17 protein-coding genes are annotated in these 17,499 nt (G+C 61.5%); 2 read left to right on the forward strand and 15 right to left on the reverse strand.

Translation table 11 applies throughout. The features are described 5' to 3' along the window. Positions 1–4: 4 nt before the first annotated feature. From KDW95_RS06255 to amrB, 3 genes are read right to left on the reverse strand one after another with little or no spacing between them, the layout of a single operon-like run. Entirely contained in the window at positions 5–343 is a 339-nt protein-coding gene (locus KDW95_RS06255; protein ID WP_255855425.1) for a cupin domain-containing protein, read from the reverse strand. After that, complete coding sequence (amrA, locus tag KDW95_RS06260) at positions 340–1,017, reverse strand: AmmeMemoRadiSam system protein A (RefSeq protein ID WP_255855426.1); 678 nt, start codon at positions 1,015–1,017, stop codon at positions 340–342. Before amrA ends, KDW95_RS06255 begins: the two co-directional genes overlap by 4 nt. Further along, entirely contained in the window at positions 1,004–1,792 is a 789-nt protein-coding gene (amrB, locus tag KDW95_RS06265; RefSeq protein ID WP_255855427.1) for an AmmeMemoRadiSam system protein B, read from the reverse strand. The genes amrA and amrB overlap by 14 nt, the downstream gene beginning before the upstream one ends. Before the next feature lie 313 nt (positions 1,793–2,105). Here amrB and amrS point away from each other — a divergent pair, with 313 nt between their 5' ends. Beyond that, positions 2,106–3,194, forward strand: coding sequence for an AmmeMemoRadiSam system radical SAM enzyme (amrS, locus tag KDW95_RS06270; RefSeq protein ID WP_255855428.1), 1,089 nt, complete (start codon positions 2,106–2,108; stop codon positions 3,192–3,194). Between the two features lie 9 nt (positions 3,195–3,203). On the opposite strand, the gene KDW95_RS06275 is transcribed toward amrS, so the two are convergent. Beyond that, the gene (locus KDW95_RS06275) at positions 3,204–4,160 is read right to left on the reverse strand and encodes a tRNA dihydrouridine synthase (protein ID WP_255855429.1); all 957 of its coding nucleotides are present in this window, start codon (positions 4,158–4,160) and stop codon (positions 3,204–3,206) included. A gap of 64 nt (positions 4,161–4,224) precedes the next feature. On the opposite strand from KDW95_RS06275, the gene thpR reads away from it, so the two are divergent. Then, positions 4,225–4,752 carry an RNA 2',3'-cyclic phosphodiesterase gene (gene thpR / locus KDW95_RS06280; protein ID WP_255855430.1) on the forward strand — a complete coding sequence of 176 codons (528 nt, stop codon included), beginning with the start codon at positions 4,225–4,227 and terminating at the stop codon, positions 4,750–4,752. A gap of 12 nt (positions 4,753–4,764) precedes the next feature. On the opposite strand, the gene KDW95_RS06285 is transcribed toward thpR, so the two are convergent. From KDW95_RS06285 to KDW95_RS06335, 11 genes are all read right to left on the reverse strand, one after another. Next, positions 4,765–5,976: an O-succinylhomoserine sulfhydrylase gene (locus tag KDW95_RS06285; protein ID WP_255855431.1), complete on the reverse strand. Its 1,212-nt coding sequence runs from the start codon at positions 5,974–5,976 to the stop codon at positions 4,765–4,767. Positions 5,977–5,994: 18 nt separating this feature from the next. Continuing rightward, the gene (gene purF / locus KDW95_RS06290; RefSeq protein WP_255855432.1) at positions 5,995–7,515 is read right to left on the reverse strand and encodes an amidophosphoribosyltransferase; all 1,521 of its coding nucleotides are present in this window, start codon (positions 7,513–7,515) and stop codon (positions 5,995–5,997) included. 61 nt (positions 7,516–7,576) lie between these two features. Further along, a complete protein-coding gene (locus KDW95_RS06295) occupies positions 7,577–8,071 on the reverse strand; it encodes a CvpA family protein (RefSeq protein WP_255855433.1) in 495 nt (164 codons plus the stop codon). Positions 8,072–8,133: 62 nt separating this feature from the next. Continuing rightward, complete coding sequence (locus tag KDW95_RS06300; protein ID WP_255855434.1) at positions 8,134–8,691, reverse strand: SPOR domain-containing protein; 558 nt, start codon at positions 8,689–8,691, stop codon at positions 8,134–8,136. A gap of 50 nt (positions 8,692–8,741) precedes the next feature. Next, positions 8,742–10,022 carry a bifunctional tetrahydrofolate synthase/dihydrofolate synthase gene (folC, locus tag KDW95_RS06305; protein ID WP_255855435.1) on the reverse strand — a complete coding sequence of 427 codons (1,281 nt, stop codon included), beginning with the start codon at positions 10,020–10,022 and terminating at the stop codon, positions 8,742–8,744. Between the two features lie 91 nt (positions 10,023–10,113). Then, complete coding sequence (accD, locus tag KDW95_RS06310) at positions 10,114–10,977, reverse strand: acetyl-CoA carboxylase, carboxyltransferase subunit beta (protein ID WP_255855436.1); 864 nt, start codon at positions 10,975–10,977, stop codon at positions 10,114–10,116. 40 nt (positions 10,978–11,017) lie between these two features. Then, the gene (trpA, locus tag KDW95_RS06315; protein ID WP_255855437.1) at positions 11,018–11,821 is read right to left on the reverse strand and encodes a tryptophan synthase subunit alpha; all 804 of its coding nucleotides are present in this window, start codon (positions 11,819–11,821) and stop codon (positions 11,018–11,020) included. Positions 11,822–11,846: 25 nt separating this feature from the next. After that, positions 11,847–13,067, reverse strand: coding sequence for a tryptophan synthase subunit beta (gene trpB, locus KDW95_RS06320; protein WP_255855438.1), 1,221 nt, complete (start codon positions 13,065–13,067; stop codon positions 11,847–11,849). Beyond that, positions 13,051–13,677: a phosphoribosylanthranilate isomerase gene (locus KDW95_RS06325; protein ID WP_255855439.1), complete on the reverse strand. Its 627-nt coding sequence runs from the start codon at positions 13,675–13,677 to the stop codon at positions 13,051–13,053. Before KDW95_RS06325 ends, trpB begins: the two co-directional genes overlap by 17 nt. Before the next feature lie 51 nt (positions 13,678–13,728). Then, on the reverse strand, positions 13,729–14,574 hold the full coding sequence (gene truA, locus KDW95_RS06330) for a tRNA pseudouridine(38-40) synthase TruA (protein ID WP_255855440.1): 846 nt from the start codon (positions 14,572–14,574) through the stop codon (positions 13,729–13,731). A gap of 4 nt (positions 14,575–14,578) precedes the next feature. Further along, positions 14,579–17,431: a FimV/HubP family polar landmark protein gene (locus KDW95_RS06335; RefSeq protein ID WP_255855441.1), complete on the reverse strand. Its 2,853-nt coding sequence runs from the start codon at positions 17,429–17,431 to the stop codon at positions 14,579–14,581. Between the last annotated feature and the right edge of the window lie 68 nt (positions 17,432–17,499).

Consider the following 17,499-nt stretch of genomic DNA (forward strand, 5'->3'; position numbering starts at 1 on the left):
TTGTCTAGCCCTCGGAATCAAAATGCAGTGCCAGCCAGACGGTCGCCTGCCCGGGGTCGGTCCAGCTCACGCGGTGGCGACAATGAGCCGGCAGCAGTACCGCATCGCCGGGCTGCAGCGCCAGCTCATCCTGACCCTCGATCAGCAGTCGCGCCGCCCCCGCCAGCAGCAACACCCATTCATTACCCACCTGGTCGTACCATTCACCCTCAGGCGTTACCTGCCCCCAGGACAGAATACGCTCCAGGTGAAAGCCCGGCTGTCGCAGCAGGCTCTCGAACCGCTCGTGCGGTTCTGCACCGGGCAGAGCATTCAGCAGATTTGTCGGTTTGATTGCGCTCAAGACATCCGCTCCCCGTTACCCGCATCCGCTTCGCGTATCTTGAGTACCCGGTAGCGCCAGCAGCGCAACTGCGGGTGCCAAAAATCCGCCGCCAGCCCGGCCTTGCGCTTGAGGTGAAGCCAGAAATCATTCACATCCGGCAACTGCTCCCAGACGGACGGCAGGAAGGTTGCACGGTGCGTTGCGTATTCGATGGCAAGCCCGTCCTTAGCCACCACCAGCTGGCGCAGCAAATCGGGCTCGTCGGTGTACGGCAACTCGACCAGGGGCGACAGTATCGACAGCTCCAGCTCGGTAGATGCAAGCTCGCTCGTACAGAGCGGCGCAAAGCGGGCATCCTGAAAGGCACTGTAATAGGCATTGTGCGCCACGTCCTGCAACAGTGGCCTGCGCGCGTCCAGCGACCCGACACAACCCCGCAGCACGCGACCCTCCTCCCGCCGCTGCACTGAATAGAGGGTCACGAAGCTGGCACCTAGGGCGCACAGTGGCTCTGGCATACCCTCAAGCGACGGTAGCCAGACCTCCTCGCCCGCAAGCCCCCGCTCAATGGTTTCACGGGCGACCCGAAGCAACCGCCGGCGCAAAGGCGCTGTTAAAACCGGGACGACCGGCACGCTGCCTGCCGCTTCACTTGCCCGCGCTCCCGGGGCACAGGGGTCAGGCGAAGGCATAGGCACCGTACCCCACGACCCGGTCCCGCGGCCCCGCCGTATCGCCGGAATTGCGCAAATCAACACAGTGCACACTCAATCCGCGCCGCGCTGCCGCCCTCAGCAAACCGTTGACCGCAACACAGCCACAGGCCTGATCGGGCAGCAGGTCCGCCTCCAGCCGTTCAATGTGTTGCGATGTCGCCCGGTCTATGCGCTGCGCGATGCCGTAGCTGTGGTAATGGCTCAGGTCGCTACTGACAACGACGAGCGTATCCGCACTGTCGAGGCCCCGACCAATCAGCTCCGCGACGGCTTCCTTCGGAGCCTGGCCCGCGATCACCGGCAACAGTTGCCAGTGCGGATTGGCACTGAGCAAAAACGGCAACTGCACTTCGATACAGTGCTCTAGCCGGTGGACCTCGTCGTTATATTCCACCCAGCCGTGATCCACCCAGTCGCGCAGGCGAGCAGTATCCAGCTTCATCACGCCAAGCGGACAGGCAAAGCCTGCCGTGCTCGGGACCGCCATGCTGCGCAGCGGCATACGGTGGTTGGGCCCCAGCAGCAGCACGCGCGCATACGCCTGCGCATGGGTACGCAACAGGTTGTAAGCGCTGGCGGCCACCGGGCCTGAATACACAAGCCCGGCATGGGGCACGATCAATGCCCTGGGCGGTGCCGCCTGGGCCTCCTGCGGCGCATTATCATCAAGCAGGCGCTGCACCTGCGCTTGCAGGTCCGGCGCGCGCCCGGGATAAAAGGTGCCACTCACGGCGGCTTGTCGTACATTCACGGGCTGCCTCCTGCGCTCATGGAGCGTCTGCTGCAAGACTGCGAATACCCCGCCCCCCGCTAACAGCGGTGGCCCGGCCGCTAACCTGATCCTGGTCGACAGCCCCGCTGATAGCGGCTCTGCCACAAGGGGCTGCCTCGGTTTCGCGTCCTTGACTGCCTTCGATCTTTTACCCTTTTCCCTGCTTTTCAATTATAGCCCTGCACAGAGGGCACCCGGTCTCACCCCGGATTGACTAGACTTTTTACAGAACCCTCCAAAGGTAACCGCAAGGGATGGCGCCAGCCGCTGCAACAGAGTACGAGGCATCAGCATGCCCGCTTCACAGATCACTCCGGTTCCCACCCGCTACTGGCACCGTATTGAACGCGACAAGATTCAGTGCGATGTCTGTCCACGCTTTTGCAAGCTGAGCGAAGGCCAGCGCGGACTCTGCTACGTGCGCGGCCGGGAAAACGACCAGATCATGCTCTACACCTATGGTCGCTCCAGCGGCTTCTGTGTGGACCCCATCGAGAAGAAGCCGCTGAACCACTTCCTGCCAGGTACACCGGTGCTCTCTTTCGGTACCGCCGGCTGCAACCTGGCGTGCAAATTCTGCCAGAACTGGGACATGAGCAAGTCCCGCGACATGGACACCCTGGCCGACAGCGCCAGCCCCGAGGATCTCGCCACGACCTGCCTGCGCCTGGCCTGCCGCTCCATTGCCTTCACCTACAACGACCCTGTCATTTTCATGGAGTACGCCATGGATGTGGCCGATGCCTGCCGGGAACAGGGCATTCGCGCCGTGGCGGTGACCGCAGGCTACATCTGCCCGCAACCCAGGGCCGAGCTTTACCGCCATATCGATGCCGCCAATGTCGACCTCAAGGCCTTCACCGAGCGGTTTTACAGCCGGATTTGCGGTGGAGCCCTGGCCCCGGTGCTCGACACCCTGCTCTACCTGCACCAGACGGATGTGTGGTTTGAGATCACCAACCTGCTGATCCCGGACGAAAACGACAGCAACGAAGAGATTGAAGCCATGAGCCGCTGGATCTTCGACCATCTTGGCCCTGACAGGCCGCTGCATTTCAGCGCCTTTCATCCGGACTGGAAAATGCTCGACAAGACACGCACCCCCCAGTCGACCCTGACCCGGGCACGGGAGATCGCGATGAAGCAGGGATTGCGGTATGTCTATACGGGAAACGTGCACGACCCGGACGGCAGCTCAACCTGGTGCCCGGGCTGTGGTACGCGACTGATCGAGCGGGACTGGTATCAGCTGGGGGAATGGAAGCTGGACGCAGCGGGGCGATGCATCCATTGCGGCACCGCAGTGCCGGGGCATTTCGAGGCAGCACCGGGCGACTGGGGCGCCAGGCGCATGCCGGTGCGGATGCGCACCGGCATCTAGTGCCGGCTGTCAGGCGGCGGCGCGCTGCTCGATCAGCAACTGGCGAATGGGCTCGACATCACGCAGCGTTTTCACCTGGCTGAACAGCTGCTCCGCTTGCGGATAATGCCTTTTTAGCTGGTGCAGCCACTGCTTGAGACGCCCATGCACGTAACCGCGCACCTTGTCGGCGACGATCTGGTCAAAGTAATCGAGCAATAGGCCCTGCATCTCGAACCAGTCGATACCCGCTTCAGGCTCGCCCTGCAGACGCCGCTTGATGGAACGGGCAAGATCCGGCCTCGAGATCAGCCCGCGCCCGATCATGACATCACGACACCCACTGACCTCGCGACAACGCTGGTAGTCATCCCAGCTCCAGACCTCGCCGTTGGCGGTTACGGGGATGGGAATCGCCTCGCGAATCTGGGCGATATACTCCCAGTAGGCCGGCGGGCGGTAGCCCTCCACCTTGGTACGGGCATGCACCGCCAATCCATCGGCGCCGGCCTCGAAAATCGCCTGGGCATTGTCCAGCGCCAGCGCCTTGTCGCTGTACCCCAGACGCATCTTGGCCGTGACCGGGATATCTGCCGGTACTGCCCGGCGCACCGCCGCCACGATGCTGTGCACATCCATGGGGGTGTCCAGCAGCACGGCGCCGCCGCGGTTGCGATTGACGGTCTTGGCCGGGCAGCCGAAATTCAGGTCGATACCGGGCGCGCCCAGAGCCGCAGCGCGTGCGGCATTGGCGGCCATCAACTCGGGATCACTGCCCAGCAACTGCACGATGACCGGCACCCCACTGGGGGTGGTGCCGCCACGCAGCAATTCCGGCGCCAGGCGATAGAACACGGAATCCGGCAACAGGTTCTGACTGACGCGTACAAATTCGGTGACGCACAGGTCAATACCGCCAATGCGGGTCAGTACATCGCGCATCAGGTAATCAACCACGCCTTCCATCGGTGCCAGTATGATTTTCACGTATCGATCATCTAAACAGTGGAAAACCGCATATTATACGGTGATCGGAATTAAGGGAGGAACTATGCGACTATTCGTGGCCATCGACCTGCCCGACTCGCTGCAGGATGCCATCGCCCGGCTGCAACAACCGGTACGGCACCTGCACTGGGCCGCCCCTGAGCGCCTGCATATCACGTTGCAGTTTCTGGGCGAGCAGCCCGCTCCCCGGCTTGAAGCCATCTACAGTGCCCTGGAGTGCGTCGAGTTCGAGCCGCTGAGCATTCGCTGTGAAGGCGTCGGCCAGTTCGCCTCCGGCGTGATCTGGCTGGGCGTTGATCCGCAACCCGCGCTGGCACAGCTGCAACGACAGATTGGCCGGCAACTGCGCGGCGCCGGCATTCCATTGCAGCAACGCCGTTTCATCCCCCACATCACCCTGGGACGCTGCCGGGGGAACCGCCTGAGCAGCGTGCTGGAGCACGTCGCGGCACGCTTTTACGGCCAGGCATTCTGTTTCGATTGCGACCTGTTCAGCCTGAAAAGCAGCCAATTGCGCCCCGGCGGCGCACTGCACCTTGTGCAGGCACAGTTTTGCAGTCAGGACGCCTGAAACAACCGCCGGTCAGAGCGCCGCGAGGCCCAGCTGCAGATCCGCCTGGATATCAGCCACGTCTTCCAGGCCGACCGACACCCGAATCAGGTTGTCCCGGATGCCCGCACGGGCCCGGTCCTCTGGCGTCATGCGACCATGGGTGGTCGTACCCGGATGGGTGATGGTGCTCTTGGTATCGCCCAGGTTGCCGGTGATCGACAGCATGCGCGTGGCATCGACAAAGCGCCAGGCGGCCTCACGGTCACCCTTCACCTCAAACGACACTACCGCGCCGAAAGCGCGCTGCTGGCGCTTGGCCAGTTCGTGCTGCGGGTGATCCGGCAAACCGGCGTAATACACCTTGTCGATTTCAGGCTGTGCGTCCAGCCACTGCGCCAGCTGCAGTGCGCTAGCGCAGTGGGCGTCCATACGCAGCCTGAGTGTTTCCAGGCCCTTCATGAATACCCAGGCATTGAACGGGCTCATGCAGGCGCCACCGGTGCGGATAAAGCCGAACACCTCTTCCATCAGGCGGCCCGGCCCTGCCACGGCGCCACCCACACAGCGCCCCTGGCCATCCAGGAACTTGGTCGCGGAATGAATCACGATGTCAGCGCCCAGCGCCAGCGGCTGCTGCAGCGCCGGCGTACAGAAGCAGTTGTCCACCGCCACCAGAATCTCGTGCTCGTGCGCGATTGCGGACACGGCCGGAATATCGGCCAGCTGAGCCAGCGGATTGGACGGCGACTCCAGGAAAAACAGCCGCGTCTGCGGGCGGATGGCCCCGCGCCAGTCGTCATTGTCGGTCGGGTCCACGTAGGTGGTTTCGATACCGGCACGGCTCAGGTACTTGTCGAACAACGACACGATGGAGCCGAACACGCTGCGCGAACAGACCACATGATCACCGGCCTTGAGCAGCGACAGCACGGTGCTCAGGATCGCCGCCATGCCCGATGATGTGGCGACGGCGCGCTCGGCGCCTTCGAGCGCGGCGATGCGCCGCTCGAACGCCTGTACCGTGGGGTTGGTGAAGCGGGAGTAGATATTGCCCTCTTCCTCGCCGCCGAACCTGGCCGCCGCCTCGCGGGCACTGGAATAGACGAAGCTGGAGGTCGTGAAAATCGGATCTCCATGCTCGCCCTCATCCGTACGCTGCTGTCCGGAGCGCACCGCCAGGGTGGCAAACTCGTAACCGGTCGCATCAAACTGGATGCGTTCTTCGCGCTCGAATTTTTTCATGCTGCGCGATGTCCTCTGTTATTCGATTTTGGTGTGCAGATCGGCCGACTCGTTGCTTTCGGTGTCGGTATTGTCATCCAGCATGGCCGCGTCATTGCGCTTGGCCTCGAGCCGCGCCAGGTAATCGCCGTCCACATCGCCGGTGACATACTTGCCGTCAAAGACACAGGTATCGAACTCCCGGATGTCCGGGTTACCGGCGCTGACGCAATCCTTGAGGTCACCCAGGTCCTGGAACAGCATCCAGTCGGTACCGATATACTCGCCCACTTCCTCTTCGGTACGGCCATGGGCGATCAGCTCGGTGGCCGCCGGCATGTCGATGCCGTAGACGTTGGGGAAGCGTACCGCCGGCGAGGCCGAAGCGAAATACACTTTTTTGGCGCCCATGTCGCGGGCCATCTGGACAATCTGCTTCGAGGTGGTGCCGCGCACAATGGAGTCATCCACCAGCATGACCACCTTGTCGCGGAACTCCATCTCGATGGGGTTCAGCTTGCGACGTACCGACTTCTTGCGCTCACCCTGCCCGGGCATGATGAAGGTGCGGCCAATATAGCGGTTCTTGATAAAGCCTTCACGGAAATCCACCTTCAGTGTCTTGGCCATTTCCAGTGCCGCAGTACGGCTGGTATCGGGAATGGGGATGATCACATCGATATCGTGGTCCGGACGCTCGCGCAGTACCTTGGCGGCGAGCTTCTCCCCCATCAGCATGCGAGACATGTGCACATTGACATCATCGATGATGGAATCCGGCCGCGCCAGGTAGACGAATTCAAACAGGCAGGGGGCGTAACGGGTGTTTTGCGCGCACTGCAGGGTGTTAACGTTGCCGTCCATGTCGATGTAAATGGCTTCACCGGGCTCGATATCGCGCACGCGGGTGAATCCACAGACATCCAGCGCCACGCTTTCGGAGGACACCATGTACTCTTCGCCGGTTTCGGTTTCACGCTTGCCGTAGCACAGCGGCCGAATGCCGTTGGGGTCACGGAAGGCCAGGATGCCGTAGCCGGTAATCATCACCACCACGGCGTAACCGCCGGTGCAGCGCTCATGCACGCGCTTGACGGCGCTGAACATGTCGTCGGCATTGGGCTGCAGCTTGCCCTGGCCCTGCAACTCATGGGCGAAGACGTTAAGCAGCACCTCGGAGTCGGAGGTGGTGTTGATGTGACGCAAGTCCGCGCGGAACATCTGATCGGCCAGCTCTTCGGCATTGGTCAGATTGCCGTTGTGGGCCAGGGCAATGCCGTAGGGCGAGTTGACATAGAACGGCTGCGCTTCGGCAGAGCTGGAGCTGCCCGCCGTGGGGTAGCGCACATGACCAATACCGGCATTGCCGGCAAGGCGCTTCATGTGGCGGGTGCGAAATACCTCGTTTACAAGGCCGTTATCCTTACGCAGAAAAAACCGGTTCCCCTCACCGGTCACCATGCCGGCCGCATCCTGGCCCCGATGCTGCAGCACCGTAAGAGCGTCGAAAATCGTCTGATTAACGTAGGATTTGGCAACAACGCCGACAATACCGCACATGTAACGCACCTCAAACCAGTTCAGAAAAGCCTTGATGAATCCTGCCGTGACGGATGTTCAACTAGCGTCCAACATTCCAAATTGCGCGCACGACGTCCTGCGCCAGATCACGAGTCCAGGATTCCATTTGAATAAAATGAGGGATAAGACGCGAATCGTGCCACCAGGGATCCTGAGTCGCGGGGGTAATGCCTAACAGCGCTACCAGGACCACAATCAGCAAAGCCCCGCGGGCAAGTCCGAAACCTATTCCGAGTATACGGTCGGTGCTACTCAGCCCGGTGGCCTGCACCAGCGCCACGATCAGCGTGCTGACCAGCGCACCGACGATCAGAGTAGCCAGAAAAAGAACAGCAAAGGCCACGGCAACCCGCGCCGAGGGCATTTCGATATAGTCCTGCAACACCAGGCTAAGAGGAGCCGTGAAGAGTCGCGCGACTATGAAGGCCGCTACCCAGCTTGCCAGGGACAGAGCTTCCTTGACGAAGCCCCGTTTCAGGCTGAAAAGCCCTGAAATGGCGATGATAGCGATGATGGTCCAGTCAGCCCAGTTCATGTTCCCGATCGGATCCTTTAAACAGCGCGCATTCTAACAGAGGGTCTGACACAACCCAATGCTCACTGCGTGGTAAAACGCACGATAATGCCGTTGAGGTCGAAATCCTGCTTGAGCTCTGCCTGCAGGGCTTCAAGCTTGGTCCGCTGAATGTCCGGCCCGACATAAACCTTGACCAGATCCCCGATGCGCCGGGTGTACACCTTGTGACCGGAGCCGACCAGCTTTTTGCGCAGGGACTTGGCATTGGCCTCGTCCTTGAAGCTCGCCAGCTGCAGCGTCCAGGCCACCGGCACATTCTGTTCATCCAGCACCGGCGTATCGCTGCCAAGCGCAAGGTCCGGCGTCACCGCCTGCACATCCTGCACCGGTACCACGGCCTCGGGCATGGGCTCGATTTCACGAGGCTGCTGCGCCGGCGCCACGTCCTGGGTATCGGGCAGTGCCGCAATCTGCGGCTCGATTGTCACTATTTCGACGGGCTCCGGACCTTGCGGGATATTGCTTGGCAAATGCCGCTCCCGGTAGCCGTCACCGTCAAACAGCAGCGGAATAAAGACCAGCGCTGCGACCAGTACCGCCGCTGCGCCGACCAACCGCTGTCGGAGTCCATCATTCATGCCCTGTCCTTTCATCCAAACACATTCTAGTCAGCCCGGCGGAAGCGTTTTCAGGCCGACAGTTCGAGCGCGGCAAGGGCCTCGCTCACCGTGAAGAAGGAGCCTGCAATCAATACCCGGTCCCCCGCCTTGAGCGCAAGGCGCACCGCCGCCAGGGCCGCGGTGACATCCGGATAGGCTTCGCACTGCGCCTTAGGGTCCAGCACCCGCATGCGCAGCGCCAGCGATGCTCCGCTTTGACCGCGAGGACCGCCAAGGCTGGCAAAATGCCAGCACTGCCCCACCGGCTGCAATGCCTTGAGCACACCGGTGACGTCCTTGTCGCTCAGCATGCCCAGCAGTACATGCAGGCGCCCCTCGGGCTTTGAGCCGGCCAGGCGCCCGGCTATATAGTGCGCGGCCTGGGGGTTGTGTGCCACATCCAGGATGCATTCATTATCACCCAACATCAGGCGCTGCATGCGCCCGGTCATGCTGGCACCGCGCAGTGCCGCTTCGATCGCGCCGCGCTGGGGCTGCGCCAGCAGCAGATGCAGTACCTGCAGCGCCGTGGCGGCGTTGGGCAGCGGCAAACCGGGTAACGGCAAGTCAGCCAGTGCAACCGCACTGCCGCTCAGGTCACGCCCCTGCCAGTGCCAGCACGAGGCCTGCGCCTGATACTCAAAGCTGTCACCCACCTGGTAGAGCTGCGCACCCAGTTCCTGTGCAACCTCGGCCAGGGTAACAGGCGGTTCGGGATCGCCGCTGACAGCCGGGGTATCAGCACGGAAAATACCGGCTTTTTCACGCCCGATCAGCTCGCGGGTATCCCCCAGCCAGTCGGTATGATCCAGCGCAATGCTGGTGACCACTGCCACCTGAGGGTCGATGATATTGACCGCATCCAGGCGACCGCCCAGGCCGACTTCGAGCAGCACAAACTCCGGCGCCTGCTGCGAGAAGATATACAGGGCCGCCAGGGTACCGTACTCGAAATAGGTCAGAGCCAGTTCGCCCCGCGCAGACTCAATGGCCGCAAAGGCATCACAGAGCACCGCATCAGCGACTTCCACCCCATCAATGCGTACACGCTCGTTGTAGCGCAAAAAATGCGGAGAACTGTAACAGCCCGTGCTATAGCCGGCATTGCGCAGCATGTGGTCAAGAAAGGTCTGGGTCGACCCCTTGCCATTGGTGCCGGCAATGGTCACTACCTTGCTGCGGGAAAAGTCCAGCGCGAGCCGCGTGGCCACCTCCCGCACACGCTCCAGCCCCAGCTCAATATCGCTCGGATGACAGGCTTCGATACGTTCGAGCCACGCACTTAAAGTCTCAGGATTACCGGATGCCATCAGTCTCTACCCGCCAAAAGCTAAACCGGGGTCGCCGGGCGTCCGGTCCATGACCGGAAACCCCGCGACCCCGTATTCAAAATACCCTGAATCAGGCTTCGCTGTAGTGCGTAAGCTTGCGCAACAGCGAACTGATACGCTCACGCAGTTCCTTGCGGTGAATGATCATGTCCACCTGGCCGTGCTCCAGCAGGAACTCGCTGCGCTGAAAGCCTTCGGGCAGCTTTTCACGCACCGTCTGCTCGATAACCCGCGGGCCGGCAAAGCCGATCAGGGCCTTGGGCTCTGCGATATTCAGGTCACCCAGCATGGCAAGGCTTGCCGAGACGCCGCCGTAGACCGGGTCGGTCAGTACCGAGAAATACGGGATACCCATCTGGCGCATTTTTTCCAGCGCCGCGCTGGTCTTGGCCATTTGCATCAGGGAAGTCAGTGCCTCCTGCATGCGGGCACCACCGGAAGCCGCAAAGCAGACCAGCGGAATGCCCTCTTCCATGCAGACATTGGCCGCACGCACGAAACGCTCACCGACCACGGCCCCCATGGAACCACCCATGAAGCGGAACTCGAACGCCACCGCCACGACAGGCATGCCTTCGAGTTCACCGCGCATGGCCACCAGGGCATCTTTCTCGCCGGTTTCTTTCTGGGCGGCGGACAGGCGGTCCTTGTACTTCTTGGAGTCACGGAACTTGAGGCGGTCCACCGGTTCCACGTCGGCGCCAATCTCGCGCAACGTATCGGCATCCAGGAACATTTCCAGACGCTTGCGGGCACCCACTCGCATATGGTGATTGCACTTGGGGCACACGCTCAGGTTCTTGTCCAGCTCCGGACGATACAGCACCGCCTCACACTTGGGGCATTTCTTCCAGAGTCCTTCGGGCACGTTGGAACGACGGCTCTCGGCGTTGCGAGCCAGTGAAGGGACAATTTTTTCCAGCCAGTTACTCATATTGCTCCATCCCCTGTGCGGGAAAACTTTTCAACGATGTTCAGGCATCCATGGCGGCACGCATGCCGGCAATAATACGGGAGACCTGTTCGGGAATCTGTTGCGGCTGTGTCGCAAGTTCAGCAATGCGGTTCACCAGCACACTGCCAACAATCACGCCATCGGCGATCCGGGACACGGCACGGGCCGAGGCATCATCACGGATGCCGAAACCCACGCCCAGCGGCATGTCGGTGTGACGGCGCACCTGGGCCAGCTTTTCTTCCACCGCAGTGACATCCAGCGCAGCCGATCCGGTGACGCCCTTGAGTGACACGTAATAGATATAGCCGCTGCCCTTTTCACATACCGACTTGATGCGCGATTCATCGGTGGTCGGCGCGAGCAGATAGATCACATCGATCTGGGCTTGGCGCATCACTTCGATAAAGTCATCGGACTCTTCCGGTGGCAGGTCCACGGTCAGAACGCCATCAACGCCCGCAGCCTTGGCGCGGGTGGCGAAGTTGGCATAGCCCAGCACCTCAATGGTATTGAGGTAGCCCATCAACACAATCGGGGTCTGGCTGTCGGTTTTGCGGAACTCCGTCACCATATCCAGCACGTCCAGCATACGGGTGCCGTGGGACAGGGCACGCTCACAGGCCAGCTGAATCACCGGGCCATCGGCCATGGGGTCCGAAAACGGCACACCCAGCTCCAGAATATCGGCACCGGCCTCAACCAGGGCGTGCAGCAACGGCACGGTGACCGCGGGCGATGGGTCGCCTGCGGTCACGTAGGGAATCAGCGCCTTGCGCCCGGCGGTGTCGAGACGGGCGAAACAGTCTTTAATACGACTCATGTCAATCTGTACTCCAGCAGTGCGCTTAGACGTCGATACCATCGAGGCTGGCAACGGTGTGAATATCCTTGTCGCCACGCCCTGAGAGGTTAACGACGACAAACTGGTCTTCGCGCATGGTGCGGGCAAGCTTGAGGGCATAGGCCACCGCGTGACTGGACTCCAGCGCCGGCATGATGCCTTCAACCTTGGTGAGGGTACGGAACGCGGCCAGCGCCTCGTCATCGGTGGCATCGACATACTCGGCGCGCCCGGCATCCTTCAGCCAGGCGTGTTCGGGGCCAACCCCTGGATAATCAAGACCGGCAGAAACCGAGTGAGTCCCCAGAATCTGACCGGCGTCATCCTCCATCAGGTAGGTACGGTTGCCGTGCAGTACGCCCGGGCGCCCCGCCGACAGTGGCGCTGCGTGCTGACCGGACTCGATGCCGTAACCGCCTGCTTCCACGCCATACATGCGCACATCGGTATCTTCGATGAAAGGATGGAACAGACCAATGGCATTGGAACCACCACCCACGCAGGCCACCAGCGCATCCGGCAGGCGACCGACCTGGTCCAGGCATTGCTGACGGGCTTCGCGGCCTATGATGCACTGGAAGTCCCGCACCAGCTTCGGATAGGGGTGCGGGCCTGCGGCAGTACCGATGATGTAATAGGTGCTGTCGACGTTGGTCACCCAGTCGCGCATGGCTTCGTTCATGGCGTCTTTCAGGGTACGGGTACCTGACTCTACCGGCACCACGGTGGCGCCCAGCAGTTTCATGCGATAGACATTCAGCGCCTGGCGGCGCACGTCCTCGATACCCATGTACACCACGCACTCAAGCCCCAGCCGCGCAGCGACCGTTGCCGAGGCTACTCCGTGCTGGCCCGCCCCGGTTTCGGCGATAACACGCGGCTTGCCCATTTTCTTGGCGATCAGGGCCTGGCCGATGGTGTTGTTCACCTTGTGAGCGCCGGTATGGTTCAGGTCTTCGCGCTTGAGATAGATCTGGGCTCCGCCGTTCTCCCGCGACAGGCGCTCGGCGTGGTACAGCGGTGATGGACGGCCCACGTAATGCGCCAGGTCCTTGTCGAACTCTGCCTGAAACTCCGGGTCCTGACGCAGCGACTCATAGGTGCTCTCAAGATCCTGGAGCGCCCCGATCAGCGTTTCGGATACAAACCGACCGCCATAGGGACCGAAATGTCCGCGGTCGTCCGGTAACTGCATCAGTGCAGCCAGTTCAGCTTTTGTCGGCACGTGCCACCTCTTCGATAAACTGTTTCAGCTTATTGTGATCTTTGATTCCCTTCGCTGCCTCAACGCCGCCACTGACGTCTACAGCAAAGGGGTTGACCTGCTCGATGGCAGATCGAATAGTCTCAGGGTACAACCCGCCCGCCAGGATGATCTGCGGGCGCAGCGACTCGGGGATTCGGTCCCAGTCAAAGGCCTCCCCCGTCCCGCCCGGCACGCCGGCACGGTAGGCATCCAGCAAGATACCTCGGGCTTCAGGATACGCCTGCATGACAGCCGCGATATCCAGCCCTGGCTTCATGCGCAGCGCCTTGATATAGGGCCGGCTGAATCCTCGGCAAAACGCGGCAGTCTCGCTGCCATGAAACTGCAGCAGATCGACACCGGTGCGAGCCACAACCTGTTCCACGTACTCGGCCGGCGCATCAACAAAGAGCGCCGTCGTAGTCACGAACGGCGGCAGGTCCGCAATAATACCGGCCGCGACCTCGGGCGTGACAAAACGCGGACTCTTGGCATAAAACACGAAACCCAGCGCATGGGCGCCGAAGCGAATCGCAGCCAGTGCGTCCTCGAGCCGAGTAATGCCGCAAATTTTGATGCGTGTGGTCACGGCGGTTGATCCTTGAAAACGCACGATAATACCAGAAGGCCTGGCGGAAAGTCAGTCCGCGCCTGCCAGGAAATAGGGTCCAAGCGGCGATGCAGGCAGGTCGAATTGCTCTGGATAGCGCACATCAACGAAATAGAGCCCGTACGGCGGTGCGGTAATCCCCCCCTTGCGCCGGTCGCGCGCCCGCAGCACGTCCTGGGCCCACTCGGGTTCCGCCTCCCCGGCCCCCACTTTCATCAGCACACCGGCGATATTGCGCACCATGTGATGCAAGAATGCGTTGGCCTGCACATCGATCACGATCAACTCGCCGGCACGGTACACCTGCAACACGCGCACCTCCCGTATGGGACTTTTAGCCTGGCAGCCAATGGCACGGTAGGAGGTGAAATCATGTTCGCCGACAAGGTATTTGGCCGCCGCATTCATGCGCGCAAGATCCAGCTCCCTGTGTGTCCAGGTCACGCCGCGGGCCAGCAATGCAGGCTTTACCGGCGCCGAGCGAATCAGATAGCGATAACGCCGCTCCCGCGCACTGAAACGGGCATGGAAATCACCCCCTACCCGCCGCGCCCACTGGATGGCAATATCGTCCGGCAGGTAGGTATTGGTGCCCAGCACCCAGGCGCGCTCATCACGCCGGGCCGTCGTATCGAAGTGAATGATCTGGTAGGTGCCGTTGACGCCGGCATCGGTACGGCCGGCACAGATGACATCAATCGGCTCGTTGGCGACCTGGCTCAGCGCCTTCTCAACGGTTTCCTGCACACTGGGAACCCCGTTGGCCTTCTGAACCTGCCAGCCATGGTAGGCAAAACCTGCATATTCAACACAGAGCGCATAACGGACGGGGGCGATCGAAATCGCCCCCGCAGTAGTTTCATTTTCGGACTTCATGGACTTACGCAATAGACTCCATCAGTTTGCGGGCTTCCTGCTGCTGGACATCGCTGCCTTCGCTCAGAATCTCGCTCAATATATCCTTGGCGCCGTCGCGGTCTTCCATATCAATGTAGGCCCGCGCCAGATCAAGCTTGGTTTCGACTTCATCGGTACCATCAAGGAAGCCCATGTCTTCGAAGCCGCGATCTTCATCATCCGAGCCACTTTCGTCAAGTGCGATGTCGTCATCCACGGCACCGAGCAGGGCCTCCAGTTCCGTATCCAGGTCCATGTCATCGTCCAGCGATACATCGACATCATCGCCATCCGATACCTCCGCGGCACCCTGATCGTTTGAATCGACACTGCCCCCGAGCGCCGCAAGCATGGCATCCAGGTCTTCTTCGTCATCGCCGGCCAGCACTATCTCATCGGCGTCATCCGCATCCGCTTCGCCCCCGCTTTCGGCCAAGAGCGCATCCAGCTCATCCTGCGGTTCGTCGGGCAACGGTGAAGCCGACGGCTCGGCGTCTTCGGCAACTTCGCTGCGTGGCGCATCGGCCGGGACCGCACTGGATGGATCGAACACCAGGGCGTCATCCAGCTCAAACTCCAGCGCATCCTCGGCACCGGCATCGCTCGGCACACTCGATTCGGCAACCGGCTCAGGCGGCGCAACGGCGTCTGGCCGTTCAGCATCGGCATCACCCGGGGCCGTGTTCGGCGCCTGCTCAGGTTCGCCTGCAGCGCTCCCGGATGCGAGATCAATAAGGTCATCATCCTGCGACAGGTCCAGCGGCGCGACCTGATCAAGCTTGAAGTCCAGATCATCATCCGCATCAGCCGCATCAGCCGCAGGACTGCTGGCCTCGACCTTGTCGCCCGGGCGGTAGTCGGACACCTCCTCCTCGGCAGACTTGGGGACATTGCTGGAATCGATCACCGAATCCAGCCCCAGGCTCTCCAGGGTATCCTCAGGTTCATCAAAGGTTTCGACTTCACCCGGCAACTGCCCCATACCCGATCTCAGGTCGGCACGTTCAGCCTCGGCCTCATCCCCGGGTGCAAGCCCCAGCAGGTCGTCAAGGCTCTCGTCGAATTCCTCGTTGCTATTGGCGACCTGATCCTTGATGGGCGTATTTTCTTCGAAGTCCGTATCCAGGCTCAGATCGAACTCATCATCATCGAAAAGTGGACGAGCCGGGGCCGTTGCAGGCTCCGCGTCAGTACTCTGCGCAGCCACCGCAAGCGGCGTTTCATCCGCGAGATCCAGGTCAAGGTCCAGGTCGAGTTCGTCCAGGTCCTCGGAAACAGCCACTTCAGGAGCCTCAGCGGCATTGCGCTCGGCGTTATCCTGATCGGTTTGCTGCTCATCATCCGCGATCCAGACGGCCGTCGCCCCGGCAGCCACTGCGCCACCGGCCAGGGCGCTGTGCGCAGCATTGTCAGCGTCAGGGCTGGCGGCGAGCTTTGCCTGCGGCGCATCGTCGCTGTGTTCAACCTCGTCTTCTCGTCGCCTGCGCCCAAGCGCGATCAGGCCCACCAGCAAGCCGCCAATGACGGCCCCGAGCCCCGCCATATAAGCGGGTGTCTGCAGGACAGTTTCAATCAGGCCGGAAGGTCCCCTGGGCGCAACGGGCGCGGGAGGTTCAGGAGGGGCTGCGGCGGGCTGCACTTGTTGCAGCTGATCCTGCAACGCCGCCATTTGCTGGTCCTTGAGTTCCAGCAGGCGCTGCAGGGTTTCCATCTGCTGAGAGATGGCGGTTAGCTTGTCGTTAAGTTCGGTGTTCTCGCGTTCAATCTTGTCGACCGACTCCTGAGTCACCGCAAGACGATTTTCCAGCTCTTCGTTGCGGCGCAGCAGTTCGGCTTTTTCAGGGTCGGCGACGGCTGTTTCAGCCACCTCGCCCGCCCCGGATTCGTCCTGATCCACGGCCACTTCGGCCTGATCGGTTGCGCTGAGTATCTTTAGCTGCCCCTCACCGGTCGTTGCCGCACCTGCCTGCGCATCAACCGGGGCTAACGGCTTTTTTTTTGAGCCGTCTTCCTGTGCAGCACCGGGCGCAGGGGCTGAGGTCCCCGCCTTCCAGCGCTGCATCTGCCGGGCGACTTCATTACTGGCTTCACGGGCATTCAACGCCTGAACTTCACCCAGGCTCGGCAGATCCAGCACGACCCCGGCCTTCAGGAAATTAATATTGGAGCTGGGGAATGCGTGCGGATTCTTGCGCTGCAGTGCCAGCATCATCTGGTTGATACTGGTGCCTCCACCGGGCGAATGGCGCTGGGCCAGGCCGCCCAGGGTATCGTTGGTCTCCACGAACACCTGCGTCTGAGCGTTCATGTTGGTGCGAATATTGTTCGCTGGCGGACGATTTCTGGATGGCGGCGCGAACACCGGCTGTGGTGCCGGCACCACGGCGCGGGTCGACTGCGCCGGCACAGGCGCAGCATTGCCGCCAATGGCAGCAGCCTGGAAGGCCGGTGGATCAAGCAGGACGGTATATTCGCGTACCAGCCGGCCATTGGGCCAGTTCACTTCCACCAGCAGGTTCAGAAAAGGCTCGCGCACCGGGCGACTTGACGTCATCCGGATACTGCCGGTGCCGTTCTGATTGATATTGACCTGAAACTGAACATCGGAAAGCAGCCGGGAACGATCGATGCCCGCCATGGCGAACTGATCCTGATCCGCCATTCTGGGGACGACCTGCAGCGGATCCAGGTCGCGCACCTGCAGCAACTGGATTTCCGCATCAAGCGGCTCGTTCAGGGCAGAATTGATGCGGATTTGCCCCAGACCCAGAGCATGTGCCTGACTGGCCCCCAGAACCCCCGCTACAGCTAGACTTAAAGCAAGTTTGCGCCACATCTGCTTGTTCCTTTTGTCCACCGCCTGATTACGCCATCAAATCAGGCAGTTGCGATTCCGAATACCGA

It is taken from the genome of Marinobacterium rhizophilum, from assembly GCF_024397915.1.
GTDB lineage: Bacteria > Pseudomonadota > Gammaproteobacteria > Pseudomonadales > Balneatricaceae > Marinobacterium_A > Marinobacterium_A rhizophilum_A.